12 protein-coding genes and 4 tRNA genes are annotated in these 15844 nt (G+C 59.8%); 9 read left to right on the top strand and 7 right to left on the bottom strand.

What is annotated here, in order from left to right; genetic code table 11:
• Positions 1-26 precede the first annotated feature (26 nt).
• Entirely contained in the window at positions 27-1310 is a 1284-nt protein-coding gene (locus tag AACW30_RS05755; protein WP_200624443.1) for a Zn-dependent hydrolase, read from the top strand.
• A 124-nt stretch (positions 1311-1434) separates the two neighbouring features.
• Here AACW30_RS05755 and AACW30_RS05750 read toward each other — a convergent pair whose 3' ends face one another.
• From AACW30_RS05750 to AACW30_RS05735, 4 genes are all read right to left on the bottom strand, one after another.
• Positions 1435-1893, bottom strand: coding sequence for an REP-associated tyrosine transposase (locus tag AACW30_RS05750; RefSeq protein ID WP_106578854.1), 459 nt, complete (start codon positions 1891-1893; stop codon positions 1435-1437).
• 623 nt (positions 1894-2516) lie between these two features.
• Positions 2517-3935, bottom strand: a complete 1419-nt coding sequence (locus AACW30_RS05745) for an efflux transporter outer membrane subunit (RefSeq protein WP_200624442.1) — start codon at positions 3933-3935, stop codon at positions 2517-2519.
• Positions 3919-5085, bottom strand: coding sequence for an efflux RND transporter periplasmic adaptor subunit (locus AACW30_RS05740; protein WP_106578852.1), 1167 nt, complete (start codon positions 5083-5085; stop codon positions 3919-3921). Before AACW30_RS05740 ends, AACW30_RS05745 begins: the two co-directional genes overlap by 17 nt.
• Complete coding sequence (locus AACW30_RS05735) at positions 5075-8296, bottom strand: efflux RND transporter permease subunit (protein WP_119735669.1); 3222 nt, start codon at positions 8294-8296, stop codon at positions 5075-5077. The genes AACW30_RS05740 and AACW30_RS05735 overlap by 11 nt, the downstream gene beginning before the upstream one ends.
• Positions 8297-8522: 226 nt before the next feature.
• Here AACW30_RS05735 and AACW30_RS05730 point away from each other — a divergent pair, with 226 nt between their 5' ends.
• Positions 8523-8933 (top strand): PA0061/PA0062 family lipoprotein, encoded by a 411-nt coding sequence (locus tag AACW30_RS05730; RefSeq protein ID WP_106578850.1) that lies wholly within the window; start codon positions 8523-8525, stop codon positions 8931-8933.
• Here the strand turns inward: AACW30_RS05730 and AACW30_RS05725 are convergent.
• On the bottom strand, positions 8930-9091 hold the full coding sequence (locus tag AACW30_RS05725) for a hypothetical protein (protein WP_200624441.1): 162 nt from the start codon (positions 9089-9091) through the stop codon (positions 8930-8932). The genes AACW30_RS05730 and AACW30_RS05725 overlap by 4 nt on opposite strands.
• A gap of 211 nt (positions 9092-9302) precedes the next feature.
• On the opposite strand from AACW30_RS05725, the gene AACW30_RS05720 reads away from it, so the two are divergent.
• Positions 9303-9965, top strand: coding sequence for a peptidase C39 family protein (locus tag AACW30_RS05720; protein WP_119735666.1), 663 nt, complete (start codon positions 9303-9305; stop codon positions 9963-9965).
• 124 nt (positions 9966-10089) lie between these two features.
• On the opposite strand, the gene pbpG is transcribed toward AACW30_RS05720, so the two are convergent.
• On the bottom strand, positions 10090-11013 hold the full coding sequence (gene pbpG, locus AACW30_RS05715; RefSeq protein ID WP_106578962.1) for a D-alanyl-D-alanine endopeptidase: 924 nt from the start codon (positions 11011-11013) through the stop codon (positions 10090-10092).
• 551 nt (positions 11014-11564) lie between these two features.
• A complete protein-coding gene (folD, locus tag AACW30_RS05710) occupies positions 11565-12419 on the bottom strand; it encodes a bifunctional methylenetetrahydrofolate dehydrogenase/methenyltetrahydrofolate cyclohydrolase FolD (RefSeq protein ID WP_106578848.1) in 855 nt (284 codons plus the stop codon).
• Between the two features lie 275 nt (positions 12420-12694).
• Here folD and AACW30_RS05705 point away from each other — a divergent pair.
• The 6 genes from AACW30_RS05705 to clpP all read left to right on the top strand — a co-directional run bounded on the left by AACW30_RS05705 (position 12695) and on the right by clpP (position 15777).
• Positions 12695-12771, top strand: a tRNA-Arg gene (locus tag AACW30_RS05705).
• A 32-nt stretch (positions 12772-12803) separates the two neighbouring features.
• Positions 12804-12879 (top strand) — tRNA-His (locus AACW30_RS05700).
• Between the two features lie 56 nt (positions 12880-12935).
• A tRNA-Leu gene (locus AACW30_RS05695) sits at positions 12936-13020 on the top strand.
• A gap of 77 nt (positions 13021-13097) precedes the next feature.
• A tRNA-His gene (locus tag AACW30_RS05690) sits at positions 13098-13173 on the top strand.
• A gap of 566 nt (positions 13174-13739) precedes the next feature.
• Positions 13740-15050, top strand: a complete 1311-nt coding sequence (gene tig / locus AACW30_RS05685) for a trigger factor (protein ID WP_106578847.1) — start codon at positions 13740-13742, stop codon at positions 15048-15050.
• A gap of 91 nt (positions 15051-15141) precedes the next feature.
• Positions 15142-15777 carry an ATP-dependent Clp endopeptidase proteolytic subunit ClpP gene (clpP, locus tag AACW30_RS05680; protein ID WP_083357884.1) on the top strand — a complete coding sequence of 212 codons (636 nt, stop codon included), beginning with the start codon at positions 15142-15144 and terminating at the stop codon, positions 15775-15777.
• Positions 15778-15844: the final 67 nt, after the last annotated feature.

The raw sequence follows: 15844 nt of genomic DNA, 5'->3' as shown, positions 1-15844 counted from the left end.
AAGAACAGTAGCCTGAGGAGATCCCCATGAACGCTGCCATCGACGTTCTGCAATCCACCCATCAGCACATCAACCGCGATCGCTTGTGGCAGTCGCTGATGGACCTGGCCAAATTCGGCGCCACACCCAAAGGCGGTGTGTGCCGACTGGCCCTCACCGACCTTGATCGCAAAGCCCGTGACCTGTTTGTGCAGTGGTGCGAGGAAGCCGGTTGCACCGTGACCATCGACGGCATCGGCAACATCTTCGCCCGTCGTCCGGGTCGCAATCCCAACTTGCCGCCAGTGATGACGGGCAGCCATATCGACACCCAGCCCACGGGCGGCAAGTTTGACGGTTGCTTCGGCGTGTTGGCGGGTGTGGAAGTGCTGCGCACCCTCAATGACCTCAAGATCGAAACCGAAGCACCGCTGGAAGTGGTGGTGTGGACCAACGAGGAAGGCTCACGCTTTCCGCCGTGCATGATGGGCTCTGGCGTGTTTGCCGAGAAATTTACCCTGGCCGACACCTTGGCCAAGGTGGATGTGGAGGGCGTGAGCGTGGGGGATGCGCTCAATGCCATTGGCTATGCGGGCACGCGGCCGGTCAGCGGGCATAAAGTCGGGGCTTACTTCGAGGCGCATATCGAACAAGGGCCGATTCTTGAGGATGAAAAGAAAACCATCGGCGTGGTGTTGGGGGCATTGGGACAGAAGTGGTTCGACCTGAAACTGCGCGGCGTTGAGGCGCATGCCGGGCCGACGCCGATGCACTTGCGCAAAGATGCGTTAGTGGGCGCGGCGGCCGTGGTGGCGGCGGTGAATGCGGCGGCGCTGGGGCATCAGCCGCATGCGTGTGGCACTGTCGGTTGCCTGCAGGCGTATCCCGGCTCGCGCAACGTGATTCCGGGTGAGGTGCGCATGACCCTGGACTTCCGTCACCTGGAACCGGCACGCCTGGATTCGATGATTGCCCAGGTGCGCAAGGTGATTGACGAAACCTGTGCCAAGCATGGGCTGACGTTTGAGCTGGAACCCACCGCCGATTTCCCGCCGCTGTATTTCGACAAAGGCTGCGTGGACGCTGTGCGGGATGCGGCGAATGGGCTGGGGCTGTCGAACATGGACATTGTCAGCGGGGCAGGGCACGACGCGATCTTCGTCGCCGAACTCGGCCCGGCCGGGATGATCTTTGTGCCGTGCGAAGGCGGCATCAGCCACAACGAAATCGAGAACGCGGCACCGGATGACCTGGCGGCGGGGTGTGCGGTGTTGTTGAGGGCGATGGTGGCGGCTTCGACGGCGATCGCCAGCGGCAAGCTGGCTGCCTGACAGGCGGTTGAAAATGTGGGAGGGGACTTGCCCCCGATGGCAGTGGGTCATTTAGCTGAGCTGGCTCTGATACACCGCGATCGGGGGCAAGCCCCCTCCCACCTTTGAACGGGTTTGCTGGGCGCTAGATCCAAATCGCGTCCCATAACGGGTAGTCGCCAATCCGTTCCACCAACCCGGCCCGCAGTGGATTGGCCACCACATACCTGGCCATCTTCACTACGTCATCTTCCTTGCGCAGCGCTCGGTCATGGAAACTTTCCTGCCAGAGCCTTCCCTTGCGCCCACTTGCGCCATTGACGGACCGCGTGCTCTTGGATTTCACATGCCGCATCAAATCCGCCAGCGAGCCTTTTTGCAGTTCGATAATCCAGTGGAAATGGTCCGGCATGATCACCCACGCCAGGGAGTTGGCGAGTCCTTGGTATTGGGCCAGCCGAAATTGCCAGACCACCAGGCGACCCAGATGGAAATTGCTAAAGATGGGAAGACGTTCGTGAGTGTTGGTGGTGATGAGGTAGATGCGGTTGGGTTCGCTGAAGCGTCCAATGCGCAGGCGGTGTGAAGCGGGTAAGTCAGGCATTCCTTGGCCTCTCTCTGGATGGGTGTTGAGAGGCTAGATCGAGTAATCCAGGAGTGATCGACAGGCTTTTGGCAGGATGTGTCTGGAGGGACGCCATCGGGGGCAAGCCCCCTCCCACATTGGATCTGAGGTGTTCATACATGCTGTGTCTGGCGCAGAACCCCTGTGAGAGGGGCAAGCCCCCAACCAAATTGGATCTGAGGTGTTAATACATCGCGTGCCTGGCGCAGGCCCCCCTGTGGAAGGGGGCTTGCCCCCGATAGCGGTGTATCAGATACAAATAAGCCTTATGGCACATCGCCATCGGGGCAAGCCCCCTCCCACATTGGATCTGAGGTGTTCATACATTTTGTGTCTGGCGCAGAACCCCTGTGGGAGGGGGCTTGCCCCCGATTGCGGTGTATCAGTTACAAATAAGCCTTATGGCACACCGCCATCGGGGGCAAGCCCCCTCCCATATTGGATCTGATGTGTTCATACATCATGTGTCTGACGCAGGTCCCCTGTGGGAGGGGGCTTGCCCCCGATTGCGGTGTATCAGTTACAAATGAGCCCTATGGCGCACCGCAATCGAGGGCGAGCCCTTTCTTACCTTTACAACCGAGCTGAACCTCCAAGCGATCTCAGGCGCCCGGTTGCCACCCACCACCCAGCGCCGTGACCAACCCCACACTCGCCTGCAACTGCCGCGTCTGTACCGCTTGCAAGGTCCTTTGCGCCTGCAACGCCGCTGTCTGCGCGGTTACCACGTCCAGGTAACTCACGGCTCCGGCCTGATAGCTGTTCATCGCCAGAGATTGCGTGTGCTGCGCCGCATCCGCCGCTGCTTGCTCATCCTGCGCTTCCTGCTGCAAATCCCTTAGCTGCGCCAGGTTGTCTTCCACCTCGCGCACGGCTTTGAGCACGTGGCTGCGGTACTGCGCCGAAGCCTCTTCAAACTCGGCTTTGGCCTGACGTTCATTGGCACTCAAGCGCCCGCCATCAAAGATCGGCAAGTTCACCAACGGCCCCAGCGCCCAGTAGCGGTTACCGGCGGACAGCAGGTTGCCAACCCCCTGAGTTTGCCCGCCTATCAACCCGGTCAAGCTGAAGTCCGGGTACCACGCGGCCTTCGCCACGCCGATATTGGCATTGGCGGCAAACACTCGGCGTTCCGCCGCCGCAATGTCTGGGCGCCGTTGCAACAGGTGACTGGGCAACTGCGACGGAATCCCTGGCAGCGCAATCAATTGCTGGCTGGGCGGCAAGCTGAAATTACTGGCTGCCACACCCACCAATTCGCCAATCGCATGCTCGGTGAGGTTGCGTTGCCCGCGCACTTCGTCGAGTTGCGCCTTGGCTTCGGCCAGTTGGTTTTGCGCACGGGTGAGGTCCAGCTCTGAAGCAATCTGGCCCTCGTAACGGCTGCGCGTGAGTTGCAATGCCTGGCTGAAATCATCCAGTGAGCTGTTCAGAATCCGGCTCTGCGCATCCAGCCCGTTGAGCTGCACATACAGCGTCGCCAACTGATGTTGCAGGCTCAGGCGTGCCACCGCCAAGTCATCGCCGGATGCTTGCGCCTGGGCATCGCCGGCCGCGACCTGGTTGCGGATTTTACCCCACAGGTCCAAGTCGTAGCTCAGCGAGAAGCCCGCCGTATTGCTGTTGTACACCGACGGCTGTGTGTCCCCGCGCAGCGGCCGCGAATCCGATTGCCGCTGACGCAGCGGCTGCGCACTGGCGGTAATTTGCGGGAACAACCCGGCGTGCAACTGGCTGGCATACGCCTGGGACGCATCGAAATGCGCCAATGCCGCCGCCAGGTCAGGGTTGGCCTTGAGCAGTTGCTGTTGCAGGTCAGTCAGGCACGGATCGTTGTAGAGCTTCCACCACTCGGGCGCCAGTTGGTCGGACGGTTGCGCGCTGTGCCACGGGCCATCGCTGGTCTGTTCGCGATAGCCTGCCGGCAGGTCCACCGACGGCACCTTGTAGGTGGGCGCCATCGAGCAGCCCTGCAACAGCAGCAGCATCAACGCCGCCAGGGGTTTAAGCCTTGGGCGCATGCGCACCTCCGGCGTCGGCCAGTTGCACGGGGTCGCCTTCGCGCAGGGCATCGGGCGGGTTGTCGACCACGCGGTCGGCGGGTTTCAGGCCTTGGTCGATCACCAGGCGTTCGCCGAGGTCGAGGCCGATGTGGATGTCTTGCAAGTGCACGTGATTTTGCGCGTCCAGCACCGCAACCTGGGTACCTTGGGCGCGGAAGATCAGTGCGCTGGCCGGGATGCTCACGCCGTGGGTGTCCGCCGGAATTGGCAGGGTGGCTTCGGCGTAATCACCGGGCAGCAATTCGCCGTTGGGGTTGTCGGCGACGAACTGCGCCAGCAGGGTGCCGGAGCGGCGGTCGATGGCGGTGGAGTCGCCGATCAGGCGCGCCTTGAAGTGCTCGCCGGGGTGCTCGGGCACCGTCAGCTCGGCTTCTAACCCTGGATGAATCACGGCTGCATAGTTCTGCGGCACCGGCACGTAGAGTCTGAGCTGATGGGTATCGGCAATGTTGAACAGCTCCGGGTCGCTGTCGGTGTCGGCCTTGATCAACTGGCCGATGTCGGTGTTGCGCGCGGTGATGGTGCCGGCGAACGGCGCGCGGATGGTCTTGTAGCTTTCCAGTGCCGACAGCCGTGCGTAGTCGGCGGCGGCCGCCTCGGCGTTGGCTTTGGCGGCGGCAGCGTTGGAGGTTTTTTCATCGGCCTCCTGACGCGACACCGAGTGGCTGGCCAACAGGTTCTGCCAGCGCGTGGCGGTGGTTTCGGCCAGGCGTGCGTTGGCCTGCTCCTGCACCAGGCGCGCGTGGGTCTGCGCCATTTGCTGGTCGAGGTCGGGGCTGTCGATTTCGGCGAGCACTTGCCCGGCTTTGACCTGGGTGCCGATGTCGGCTTTCCAGTCCTTCAAGTAGCCGCTGACGCGCGCGTGAATCGGCGCCTTGCTCCATGCCTCAAGGTGCGCGGGCAGGCGCAAGGTATCGCCGGCGACGTTCTGTTTGGGTTGGAACACCATCACTTGCGGGATGGCGGCGGTTTCGGTCCAGGCACTCACCGACTGTTCGTGCATCGTGCGGGCGTGCAGGCCGTTGGCGACCAACAGGGCGGCCAGTGTCAGGCCGCCGACACCCATGAGCATCAGACGCTTGCGCGAGGGTTTGTGATCAGACGACATGTGAAGTTTCTCCAGCAGCAGCGCGAGTAGGGTGACGACCGTGGACCAGGCTGAAGACCACGGGTACAAACAACAGGGTGGCGACGGTGGCGAAGATCAAGCCGCCGATCACCGCCCGGCCAAGGGGCGAGTTCTGTTCTTCGGACAACGCCAGCGGCAACATGCCGATGATCATCGCCAGGGCCGTCATGCACACCGGCCGGAAGCGCGTGTAACCGGCCTCCATGGCGGCCTTCAACGCATCGCCATGTTCGGCCAGGCGTTCACGGCAGAAGCTCACCACCAGAATCGAGTTGGCGGTGGCCACGCCCATGCACAGGATGGCCCCGGTCAACGCCGGCACCGACAGCGAGGTGCCGCTGAGGAACAGCATCCACACGATGCCCGCCAGCGCGGCCGGCAAGGCGGTGATGATCACGAACGGGTCGGCCCAGGACTGGAAGTTGACCACGATCAGCAAGTAGATCAGCACCACGGCGCCGAGCAGGCCGAAGCTCAAACCACTGAAGGCTTCGTGCAGCGCATCGATCTGCCCATGCAGGCTGATCACCGCGCCTTTGGGGCGCATGGAGGCGGTGTCATCCAGCACTTTTTGCACGTCGCGCGCCACGCCGCCGAGGTCGCGGCCCTGCACGTTGGCATACAGGTCCAGGGTGGGTTCGATGTTGTAGTGGGTCACCACCGCCGGGCTTTGCACGCGGGAGATGGTGGCAACGCCGCCGAGGATCTGCGACTGGCCATCGGCCCCGGTGACCGGCAAGGCTTCCAGTGACGGCAGGCTGTCGAGGCGGTATTGCGGGGTTGCGGCGACGATGGAATACGACACGCCGTTGGCCGGGTTGAGCCAGAAAGTCGGCGCGGTTTGCGAGCTGCCGGCGAGGGAGGCGACCATGCTGTTGGTCACGTCACGCTCGGTGATGCCCAGGCCATTGGCGCGCATGCGATCAACATTGACTTGCAGCGACGGGTAGCCGGTGGACTGCTGGATGCGCAGGTCGGCGATGCCCGGAATGTGCGACAGGCGACGTTCGAGTTCCACCGCGTAGGTGCGGTTTTCTTCATCGCTGCGCCCGGAGATTTTCACGTCCAGCGGGGCCGGTGCGCCGAAGTTGAGGATCTGGCTGCTGATGTCCGCCGGCAGGAACGCGAAGTGGCTGCCAGGGAAGCTTTCGGGCAAGGCTTCACGCAGTTTTTTCACGTAGTCGGCGGTGGGCGCGTGGTCCTTTTTCAGCGTGACCTGGATGTCGCCATCCTGCGGGCCGATGGTGCCGCTGCTGCTGTAGGCCATGTCGATGCCGCTGAGCGGAATGCCGATGTTGTCGACGATGGTGTCTAGTTCTTCGGCGGGTATCACTTCACGAATCCGCGCTTCAATACGGTCGAACGCCGCCGCGCTTTCTTCAATCCGCGTGCCCAGCGGCAAACGCACATGAAGGGCGAGGGCGCCGGCGTCGGTGGCCGGGAAGAAGTCCTGGCCCAGGCTGGGCAGCAGCAGGAACGAGGCAAGCACGCAGGCCAGGAAACCGACGATAAAGCGCTTGCGGTTGCCCAGCGCAAGAATCAGCAAGCCGTGGTAGCTGTCGCGGATATTCGAGAAGTGGCGCTCGAAGCCTTGCTGAAAATTAAGCACCGATTGCAGCACGGCGTTGCGCGGTTTTTTGTGCTGATCGCCTTCGTGGTGGTTGATGAATGCATCTTCGGGGTGATGCCCGGCGCCTTGTTCCGGTGTGTGCGGCTTGAGCAGGAACATCGCCAGGGTCGGCACCAGGGTGCGCGAAAGTATGAACGAGCTGGCCATGGCGAAAATCACCGCCAGCGCCATTGGCCGGAACAGGTAGCCGGCGATGCCTTGCAGCAGGAACATCGGCACGAACACGATGCAGATACACAGCAGCGAGACGAACGCCGGGCCGACGATTTGTGCGGCGCCGTCGAGGATCGCGGTCTTCACCGCCTTGCCTTGTTCCAGGTGCCAGTTGATGTTTTCGATGGTGACCGTGGCGTCGTCCACCAGAATCCCCACCGCCAACGCCAGCCCGCCCAGGGTCATGACGTTGAGGGTTTGCCCGGTGACCGCCAGCAGCGCGATCGCCGACAGCACCGCCAAGGGAATCGACGCGGCGATGATCAACGTCGAACGCCAGCTGCCGAGGAACAGCAGGATCATCGCACTGGTCAGCAGTGCGGCGATGATGCCTTCCTGGGCCACGCTGCCCACCGATTGCTTGACGAACACCGAGGCGTCGCCCAGCAGCGAGGTCTTCAGCGACGGCGGCAGGGTTTCGTTGATGCGCGGCAACATCTGGCGGATGCCGTCGATGATCGACAAGGTCGAGATGCTGCCGTTTTTCAACGCAGGCATGAGCACCGCGCGGTGGCCGTCGACGCGCACGATGTTGGTCTGCGGCGGCGAGCCGTCACGCACGTGGGCCACTTGGCCGATGGTGATCAGTGCGCCATCGACCGTCTTGATCGGCAGGTCGTTGAGTTCATCAATCGCCTTGGGGCTGTTGTTGAGCAGGATCGTGTATTCGTCGGGGCCGAGTTTGGCGGTGCCCACCGGGATGATCTGGTTTTGCAGGGCCAGGGCGTTGCCCACGTCCTGCGCCGACAAGCCTTTGGCGGCCAGGGCTTGCGGGTCGAGGTCGAGGGTGATCTGGCGCTGCTTGCCGCCCATTGGCGTGGGCATGGCCAGGCCGGGCAGGGCGCTCAGCGGCAGGCGAATGTTGTTCTGCACCAGGTCACGGATCTTGGCTTCCGAAAGACTGGGGCTGGAGAACGCCATTTGCAGGATCGGCACCGTGGAGGCGCTGTAGTTGAGGATCAGCGGTGGCGTGATGCCCGGTGGCATCTGCTTGAGCACGGTTTGTGACACCGCGGTCACTTGCGCGTTGGCGGTGCGGATGTCCACACCGGGCTGGAAGAAGATCTTGACGATGCCCATGCCGGGCAGCGATTGCGATTCGATGTGTTCGATGTCGTTGACGGTGGTGCTCAGGGAACGTTCGTAGGTGTAGATCACCCGACCGGCCATGGCGTCCGGCGACAGGCCGTTGTACTGCCAGACCACCGCGACGACGGGGATGCCGATATCGGGGAAAACATCCGTAGGGGTTTTCAGGGCCGCCATCGGCCCGACGATACAGATGAATATGGCCAACACGATAAACGTGTACGGCTTTTGCAGTGCGGTCTTTACCAGCCCGAGCATGCGTGAACCTCCGAGGGAGCAGGATTGCAAACCCCGGCAGTCTTGCCCGACCCACCTAACACGGACCTTTCAGCCAGGTGAAGGAACATTTAGTTAACGGCTGAAGATCGTTTCATATGTATTCATTTGTTCTACAAAGGGCAGCTCTCCAAGCTTGTCTCCCATCGGACGCGACACATTTGTACGCCGTCCAACGTTTTTTTCTGATGTCCTTTGGAGCCCTGCCATGTCACTTAAACCGTTGTTGTTGATTCCAGCCCTTGGTGCTGTTTTGTTGTTGTCGGCCTGCGCCGGTCCGATTCCCAAGGCTGACCCGAGCGAAGCCTGGATTGGTTTGAAAGAAGAGGCGCCGAACGACCTGATGGCCGAGCGTGTCGACGGCAAGCGCGTGGACGACGGGCGCTTTTTCGAGGTGACACCGGGTGACCATCGCCTGGATGTGACCTTATTCGAGGAGGAGGCAGGCGATGACAATCAGCAGGACTGCCAGGGTCGGGTCGAGTACAAGCATTTCCAGGCGGGTGAGCATTACACCCTGACCGAATCGAGCCTGGGCACCACCGTGCGTGCCGTCCTCAAGGACGGGCACGGCAAGGAAGTGGCAGCGACTCAAGACTTCAATTGCATGCCCGGCTAGGCGTGATGCGCTGCTGCCTTGGGGGGTTCGGCCGGTGCAGCGGGTTTGACGTGGGGGTGATGATGCCGGCGAGTTACGCGCATGACCCCCCACAACATGGCGCTGGCTACCGCCAGCCAACCGCAGATCAACAGGAAAATCGTTGTTGCAAGGCTCATTAGGGCCTCCTTTCGCCCCGCAGGGGGCACACACAGTCTTCTCAATGGACAGTCTAGCTACCTGACGGTTGCCTGCTATTGACCAATGGTCGAGTCCATCCAACTTGTTTGCTCTATCCAGCGCATTTTACTGACGCCTCGGGCTATACCCGCCTTGCGGAGCATCCTATGATCAGGGCCCTTACCGGCAGTTGATCAAGAGAGTAAAAAATTGCGGTTACGGTCGAACGTTAAAACATCCCTGCTGCTGGCCTGCGCCCTGGGGCTCGCGGCCTGTTCCGGGCATCCGTCGAGGCTGGCGGGTCTGCCGGAGCGTGTAGAACTCAACGGCGTGCCGACCTTTCGCAGCGAGGCTTACCTGAGTGGCCCCTCGGCTTTAGCCAGCATGCTGTCGCAACAAGGCATTGTCATGACACCCGGTTTGCTCGATAAGCCCCTGCACTTGCCAGGCGGCGAGGCGGACCTGGAGCGCAACATGCAGGTGTTGGCGCGTGAATACGGGCTGATGGTGTATCCGCTGGACAACCAGCTGACGGCCGTTCTGGCGCAGGTGGCGGCGGGTTACCCGGTGATGGCGCGGATTAACCCGAGCTTTTGGTCTGGCACGCGCTATGTCGTGGTGGTGGGGTTCAATCAACAGAAGAGCACGGTGCTGTTGCGCTCGGGCATGGACCGGCGTTTGTTGATGAGCTTCAGCGACTTTGAGTCAGCGTGGAAGAGCGCAGGCAACTGGGCCATCCTGACTCAGCGCCCGAGCCAGTTGCCGGCGAATGTGGATGCGCAGCGCTGGCAGGCGGCGGCGAACGCCACCGCCCAAGCCGGCCAGGAGCAGGCAGCGGCGCAGGCGCTCAAGGTGTTGGCGGAACGCAAGTAAAGGCAACGCAGACCCAAACAGGTGGGAGTGGGCTTGCTCGCGAAAGCCGAGTGTCAGTCGATACATTCATGACTGACCCACCGCCTTCGCGAGCAAGCCCGCTTCCACATTGACACTGTGGTGCTTAGCGACGCACTTCTGCGGCGTTAGGACGGTTCTTCAGGTTCTTGTCAGCCTTGTAGCGCAGCGCTACGTCCGGCACTGAGCCGCTCTTGCCGGTTTCAACCCAGTTGCGAATGCGCCCGGCATCGGCAAAGTGGGTGAACTTGCCAAAGGCATCCAGAATCACCAACGACACTGGGCGGTTACTCATGCTGGTGACCAGCACCAGGCAGTGGCCGGCCTGATTGGTGAAACCGGTCTTGGTCAACTTGATGTCCCAGTTGGCGCGGTTGATCAGGTGGTCAGTGTTGGAGAAACCCAGGGTGTAGTTGGGTTTGCGAAACGACACGGTCTTTTCCTTGGTGGTGCTCAACTGACTCAGCATCGGAAACTTGCGCGCATAGGCCAGCAGCTTGCTCAGGTCGCGCGCGGTGGACACGTTGTGAATCGACAGCCCGGTGGGTTCGACATAGTGCGTGCTGGTCATGCCCAGGGCTTTGGCCTTGGCGTTCATTGCGGCAATAAAGGCTGGATAGCCACCTGGGTAGTGGTGGGCCAGGCTGGCGGCGGCGCGGTTTTCCGAAGACATCAGGGCAATCAGCAGCATTTCCTTGCGCGGCATTTCGCTGCCGATTTTCACGCGCGAGAACACGCCTTTCATTTCTGGCGTGTCTTTGATGTTGATGTCGATGTACTCGTCCATGTTCTGCTTGGCTTCAAGCACGATCAGGCCGGTCATCAGTTTGCTGACGGATGCGATGGGCACGACCACGTCGGGGTTGCTGGAATAGATGACTTTGTTGGTCTGCAGGTCAACCAGCATGGCGCTGCCGGAAGCGATCTGCAGTTTGGAGGTGTCGCGCGGCGCCAGAGTGGTTTCGGCTGCGTGCGCGAAGGTGCCTGTAAATACAAAAAATAGGCTGACAATAGAGAGACGAATTTTCACGCGGGTGAACTCGCTAAAAAGTAAGGAAATACCGTTCAGGAACGGGTTATATGACAAATGCCGTTACATTTTAGGAGTATGGATCAGAAAGCGATAGAGGCCTTTAAATAAAGGCTGTAAGCCGATGATTGGTCAGGGTTGTACCGGTTTTTAAAAATCCTGCTCATCGCGCCAGTTTTTTTTCAAAGCGGCTTTAGGCCGACGATTTTACCAGTGTGTGCCGGGTGAAGTTGCCCACAAAGTCAGGCAGGGTGCTTAAACATAAATAGCCCACTTTCAGGTTGAGCTCAAACGCTCGGTCATTGAGTGTTTCGATGAGTGCATCGGTGTACTCCGGGCTACGCGCCTGGTCCTAAGTAACAGGCGTGTAAACGCGGTTCTGCCAGTACCACCGGCGATAATGACGCCTTCGTTGGAAGCGAGGCTGGCCAGGGGAGAGCATTGCCACCCGCTGAACAAGGTGCCACGGCAGGTACGACGCAGCGTCGTTCGTTAATTGCGCCCAATAAAAAGCCCCGCGATCAGGCGGGGCTTTTTATAACAGGCACTTATCAGTCGTGCAGTGTTTCTGCCGCGTACAAGGTGTTCTCCAGCAGGCATGCTCGAGTCATCGGGCCCACTCCGCCTGGCACTGGTGTAATCCAGCCGGCGCGGGGCAGGGCGGTTTCGTACACCACGTCGCCGACGAGCTTGCCGTCTTCCTGGCGGTTGATACCGACGTCGATGACGATGGCACCTTCTTTGATCCACTCACCTTTGACCAGGCCGGGTTTGCCGGCAGCCACGACTACCAGGTCGGCGCGGCCGACATGGCCAGCGAGGTCTTTGGTGAAACGGTGAGTGACGGTCACGGTGCAGCCAGCCAGCAGCAACTCCATGGCCATCGGGCGCCCGACAATGTTGGACGCGCCGACCACGACGGCATCGAGGCCGTACAGGTCGACACCGGTGCTTTCCAGCAGGGTCATGATGCCTTTCGGGGTGCACGGGCGCAGCAGCGGGATACGCTGGGCCAGGCGGCCGACGTTATAAGGGTGGAAACCGTCGACGTCTTTGTCCGGGCGGATGCGCTCCAGCAATTTAGAGGCATCCAGGTGCTCGGGCAGTGGCAGCTGCAGCAGTATGCCGTCGATGCCCGGGTCGTCATTAAGGCTGTCGATCAGGTCGGTCAGGGCCTGCTGGGTGGTGTCTTCCGGCAGGTCGTAGGCCTTGGAAATAAAGCCGACCTCTTCACAGTCTTTACGCTTGTGCGAGACATAAACCTGAGAGGCAGGATCGCTGCCGACCAGGATCACCGCGAGGCCAGGCGTGCGCAGGCCTTGCTGGCTACGCTCGGTGACTCGTTTGGCGATCTGCTGGCGCAGGCTGGCGGCGATTGATTTGCCGTCGATAAGTTGTGCAGTCATTACGCGTGATTAACCATCGAGAGGGGGAAGAAAAGTGCGCGCATTCTCGCATGCCAAGACGTGAGGGCAAAGGCGCTTGGTCTGCAAATTGCCCTAACCCCTTAAATAAAATGAATTTTTTTCAAAAAAGATTTGACGGGTTTCCGAGGCGTCTATACTATTCGTCGCACTTGTCGGGCACAGCCTAGCACTGGTTAAGAAGGTCGAGCACAATTGTTGTCGTGCAAGGCTGGAAGCACTTAGTTTGTAATCCTCCAAGAGTACAGATTAATCAGGCGCCCGTAGCTCAGCTGGATAGAGCATCCGCCTTCTAAGCGGATGGTCGCAGGTTCGAGTCCTGCCGGGTGCGCCATTAGGCAGCTTTGGCACAAGTAGCGCTATATGGTGGGCGTAGCTCAGTTGGTAGAGCACGGGATTGTGACTCCCGTTGTCGAGGGTTCGATCCCCTTCGTCCACCCCATATTTTAAAAGGCGCCAGATTAATCATCTGGCGCCTTTGCTTTAAGAGCTTCAAGCGCGGATGTGGTGGAATTGGTAGACACACTGGATTTAGGTTCCAGCGCCGCGAGGCGTAAGAGTTCGAGTCTCTTCATCCGCACCAATTAAAGCTTTGCACCGCCGTCAGGGGGTGCGAGGTTCGACAAAGAAGATGGTTGAGTTCTTTGTTAATGCAATATGGTGGGCGTAGCTCAGTTGGTAGAGCACGGGATTGTGACTCCCGTTGTCGAGGGTTCGATCCCCTTCGTCCACCCCATATTCAGAAAAAGCGCCAGATCAATGATCTGGCGCTTTTTTTTGCGCCCAGAATTTCCTGTCTGTCGACGCTGTGGCTTGACGCCAAGAAAAAGCAAGCATTCTCAATGCCTTGGCGTTAGAATCGTTGCCGGTTTTGAGCGTGTAGAACTGATTCCCGGCTCTATCGGGGTCAGTGCAGCTATTTAATAGCGAATAACGGCGCAGTACCTGAAAAGGGCTGTGCCGTTTTTGTTTAAGTGTCTTGAGTTTCCAGGGTGGGGCGTTTCGTCGTATTTGTGTTTCTCGATGCTGCTGCCGCGCCCTTCGACCTTGCGTGCAAGGTCGGTCGCCAAGGTTGGACGTCCACGCTCTTCTATATATAGAAGGCTGATGCAGAGCCTTGGCATGATGAGCTGTATTTGCTTACGGGATGAAGTGCATGCGTGCACTTGAACCTATAAATGGCCTGCTGTTTTTCTACCCGTTTTCAGTAGGGTGACTTCTTGAGTTTGACCCACTAGAATGCATGCCCTTGATTCTGGGGTCGGAAACGGCCGGCTAACGTCTGTGCAACGAGGAATATCCATGCAAGTTTCTGTTGAAAATACTACTGCTATCGAGCGCCGCCTGAGCATCACCGTGCCGGCAGAGCGTATTGAGACTGCGGTCAACAAGCGTCTGCAGCAGACTGCCCAAAAGGCCAAGATCGCTGGTTTCCGTCCAGGCAAAGTGCCAATGAGCGAAATCAAGCGTCGTTTTGGCGCCGATGCGCGTCAGGAAGCTGTAGGTGACGTGATCCAGGCTTCGTTCTACGAAGCTGTTGTCGAGCACAAGCTGAACCCGGCTGGCTCGCCTTCGATCGAACCTAAATCCCTGGAAGCCGGCAAAGACCTGGAATACGTTGCCGTATTCGAAGTCTTCCCGGAATTCACCGTTGCCGGTTTCGAAGACATCGCCGTAGAGCGCCTGAGCGCTGAAGTGGCCGATGCCGACCTGGACAACATGCTGGAAATCCTGCGCAAGCAGAACACCCGTTTCGAAGCGGTCGATCGCGCTGCTCAGAACGAAGACCAGTTGAACATCGATTTCGTTGGCAAGGTTGACGGCGAAGTATTCGCTGGCGGCTCCGCCAAGGGCACTCAGCTGGTGCTGGGTTCCAACCGCATGATCCCTGGCTTCGAAGACGGCCTGGTTGGCGCCAAAGCCGGCGAAGAGCGCGTTCTGAACCTGACGTTCCCTGCTGACTACCAGAACCTGGACCTGGCCGGCAAAGCCGCCGAGTTCACCGTGACCGTCAACAGTGTTTCCGAGCCTAAGTTGCCAGAGCTGAACGAAGAGTTCTTCGCTCAATTCGGTATCAAGGAAACCGGGATCGACGGCTTCCGCACCGAAGTTCGCAAGAACATGGAGCGTGAGCTGCGTCAGGCCATCAAGTCCAAGGTCAAGAACCAGGTCATGGATGGTCTGCTGGCCGCCAACCCGATCGAAGTGCCTAAGGCTCTGCTGTCCAACGAAGTGGATCGCCTGCGCGTTCAAGCGGTTCAGCAGTTCGGCGGCAACATCAAGCCTGACCAACTGCCGGCCGAGCTGTTCGAAGAGCAAGCCAAGCGCCGCGTAGTGCTGGGTCTGGTCGTGGCCGAAGTGGTCAAGCAATTCGACCTCAAGCCTGATGAAGATCGCGTTCGCGAAATGATCCAGGAAATGGCTTCCGCCTACCAGGAGCCAGAGCAGGTCGTGGCTTGGTACTACAAGAACGACCAGCAGCTGAACGAAGTACGTTCGGTTGTGCTGGAAGAACAAGTTGTGGATACTGTTCTGCAGAAGGCTAAGGTGACCGACAAAGCGGTCTCTTACGAAGAAGCAGTCAAACCGGCGGAAGCAGCACAAGCCGACTGATTGTCCAACTCGTTCGAAATACAACCATAAGCCAGCCTCGCGCTGGCTTATGCGTTTTCAAGACATGACTATTTGGGAGTAACTGCAGAGCATGTTCCGTAATTCCTATATTCAGCAGAACTCTGATATCCAGGCCGCTGGCGGCCTGGTCCCGATGGTTGTCGAGCAATCTGCTCGTGGCGAACGCGCCTATGACATCTACTCGCGCCTGCTCAAGGAACGAGTGATCTTTCTGGTCGGCCCTGTAGAGGACTACATGGCCAACCTGATCTGCGCGCAGCTGCTGTTCCTTGAAGCGGAAAACCCGGACAAGGACATCCATCTTTACATCAACTCCCCGGGCGGTTCGGTGACGGCGGGTATGTCGATCTACGACACCATGCAGTTCATCAAGCCAAACGTGTCGACGACCTGCATCGGTCAGGCCTGCAGCATGGGCGCGTTCCTGCTCACCGCGGGCGCCGAGGGCAAGCGTTACTGCCTGCCTAACTCGCGCGTGATGATTCACCAGCCGCTGGGCGGCTTCCAGGGCCAGGCGTCGGACATCGAAATTCACGCCAAGGAAATCCTGTTTATTCGTGAGCGCCTCAACACGTTGATGGCCAAGCACAGCGGGCACACCCTGGAAGAAATCGAGCGTGACACCAATCGCGACAACTTCATGAGCGCGGAAGCTGCACGCGCGTATGGGTTGATCGACGCAGTGATCGAAAAGCGCCCCGCTTAATATAAGCACCTCAAAATAGGGCTGGTCGGCATGTCCGACCACCGGCGGGCTTGAAAAAGCCCGCATA

Source organism: Pseudomonas sp. MF6747, from assembly GCF_963890955.1.
Lineage (GTDB): Bacteria > Pseudomonadota > Gammaproteobacteria > Pseudomonadales > Pseudomonadaceae > Aquipseudomonas.
This window is presented reverse-complemented; position numbering and strand designations above follow the sequence as displayed.

Bases quoted from the DNA above. Each gene is read 5' to 3' on its own strand.
- AACW30_RS05755 (WP_200624443.1), top strand. From the start codon at position 27: ATGAACGCTGCCATCGACGTTCTGCAATCCACCCATCAGCACATCAAC.
- AACW30_RS05750 (WP_106578854.1), bottom strand. From the start codon at position 1,893: ATGCCTGACTTACCCGCTTCACACCGCCTGCGCATTGGACGCTTCAGC.
- AACW30_RS05745 (WP_200624442.1), bottom strand. From the start codon at position 3,935: ATGCGCCCAAGGCTTAAACCCCTGGCGGCGTTGATGCTGCTGCTGTTG.
- AACW30_RS05740 (WP_106578852.1), bottom strand. From the start codon at position 5,085: ATGTCGTCTGATCACAAACCCTCGCGCAAGCGTCTGATGCTCATGGGT.
- AACW30_RS05735 (WP_119735669.1), bottom strand. From the start codon at position 8,296: ATGCTCGGGCTGGTAAAGACCGCACTGCAAAAGCCGTACACGTTTATC.
- AACW30_RS05730 (WP_106578850.1), top strand. From the start codon at position 8,523: ATGTCACTTAAACCGTTGTTGTTGATTCCAGCCCTTGGTGCTGTTTTG.
- AACW30_RS05725 (WP_200624441.1), bottom strand. From the start codon at position 9,091: ATGAGCCTTGCAACAACGATTTTCCTGTTGATCTGCGGTTGGCTGGCG.
- folD (WP_106578848.1), bottom strand. From the start codon at position 12,419: ATGACTGCACAACTTATCGACGGCAAATCAATCGCCGCCAGCCTGCGC.
- tig (WP_106578847.1), top strand. From the start codon at position 13,740: ATGCAAGTTTCTGTTGAAAATACTACTGCTATCGAGCGCCGCCTGAGC.
- clpP (WP_083357884.1), top strand. From the start codon at position 15,142: ATGTTCCGTAATTCCTATATTCAGCAGAACTCTGATATCCAGGCCGCT.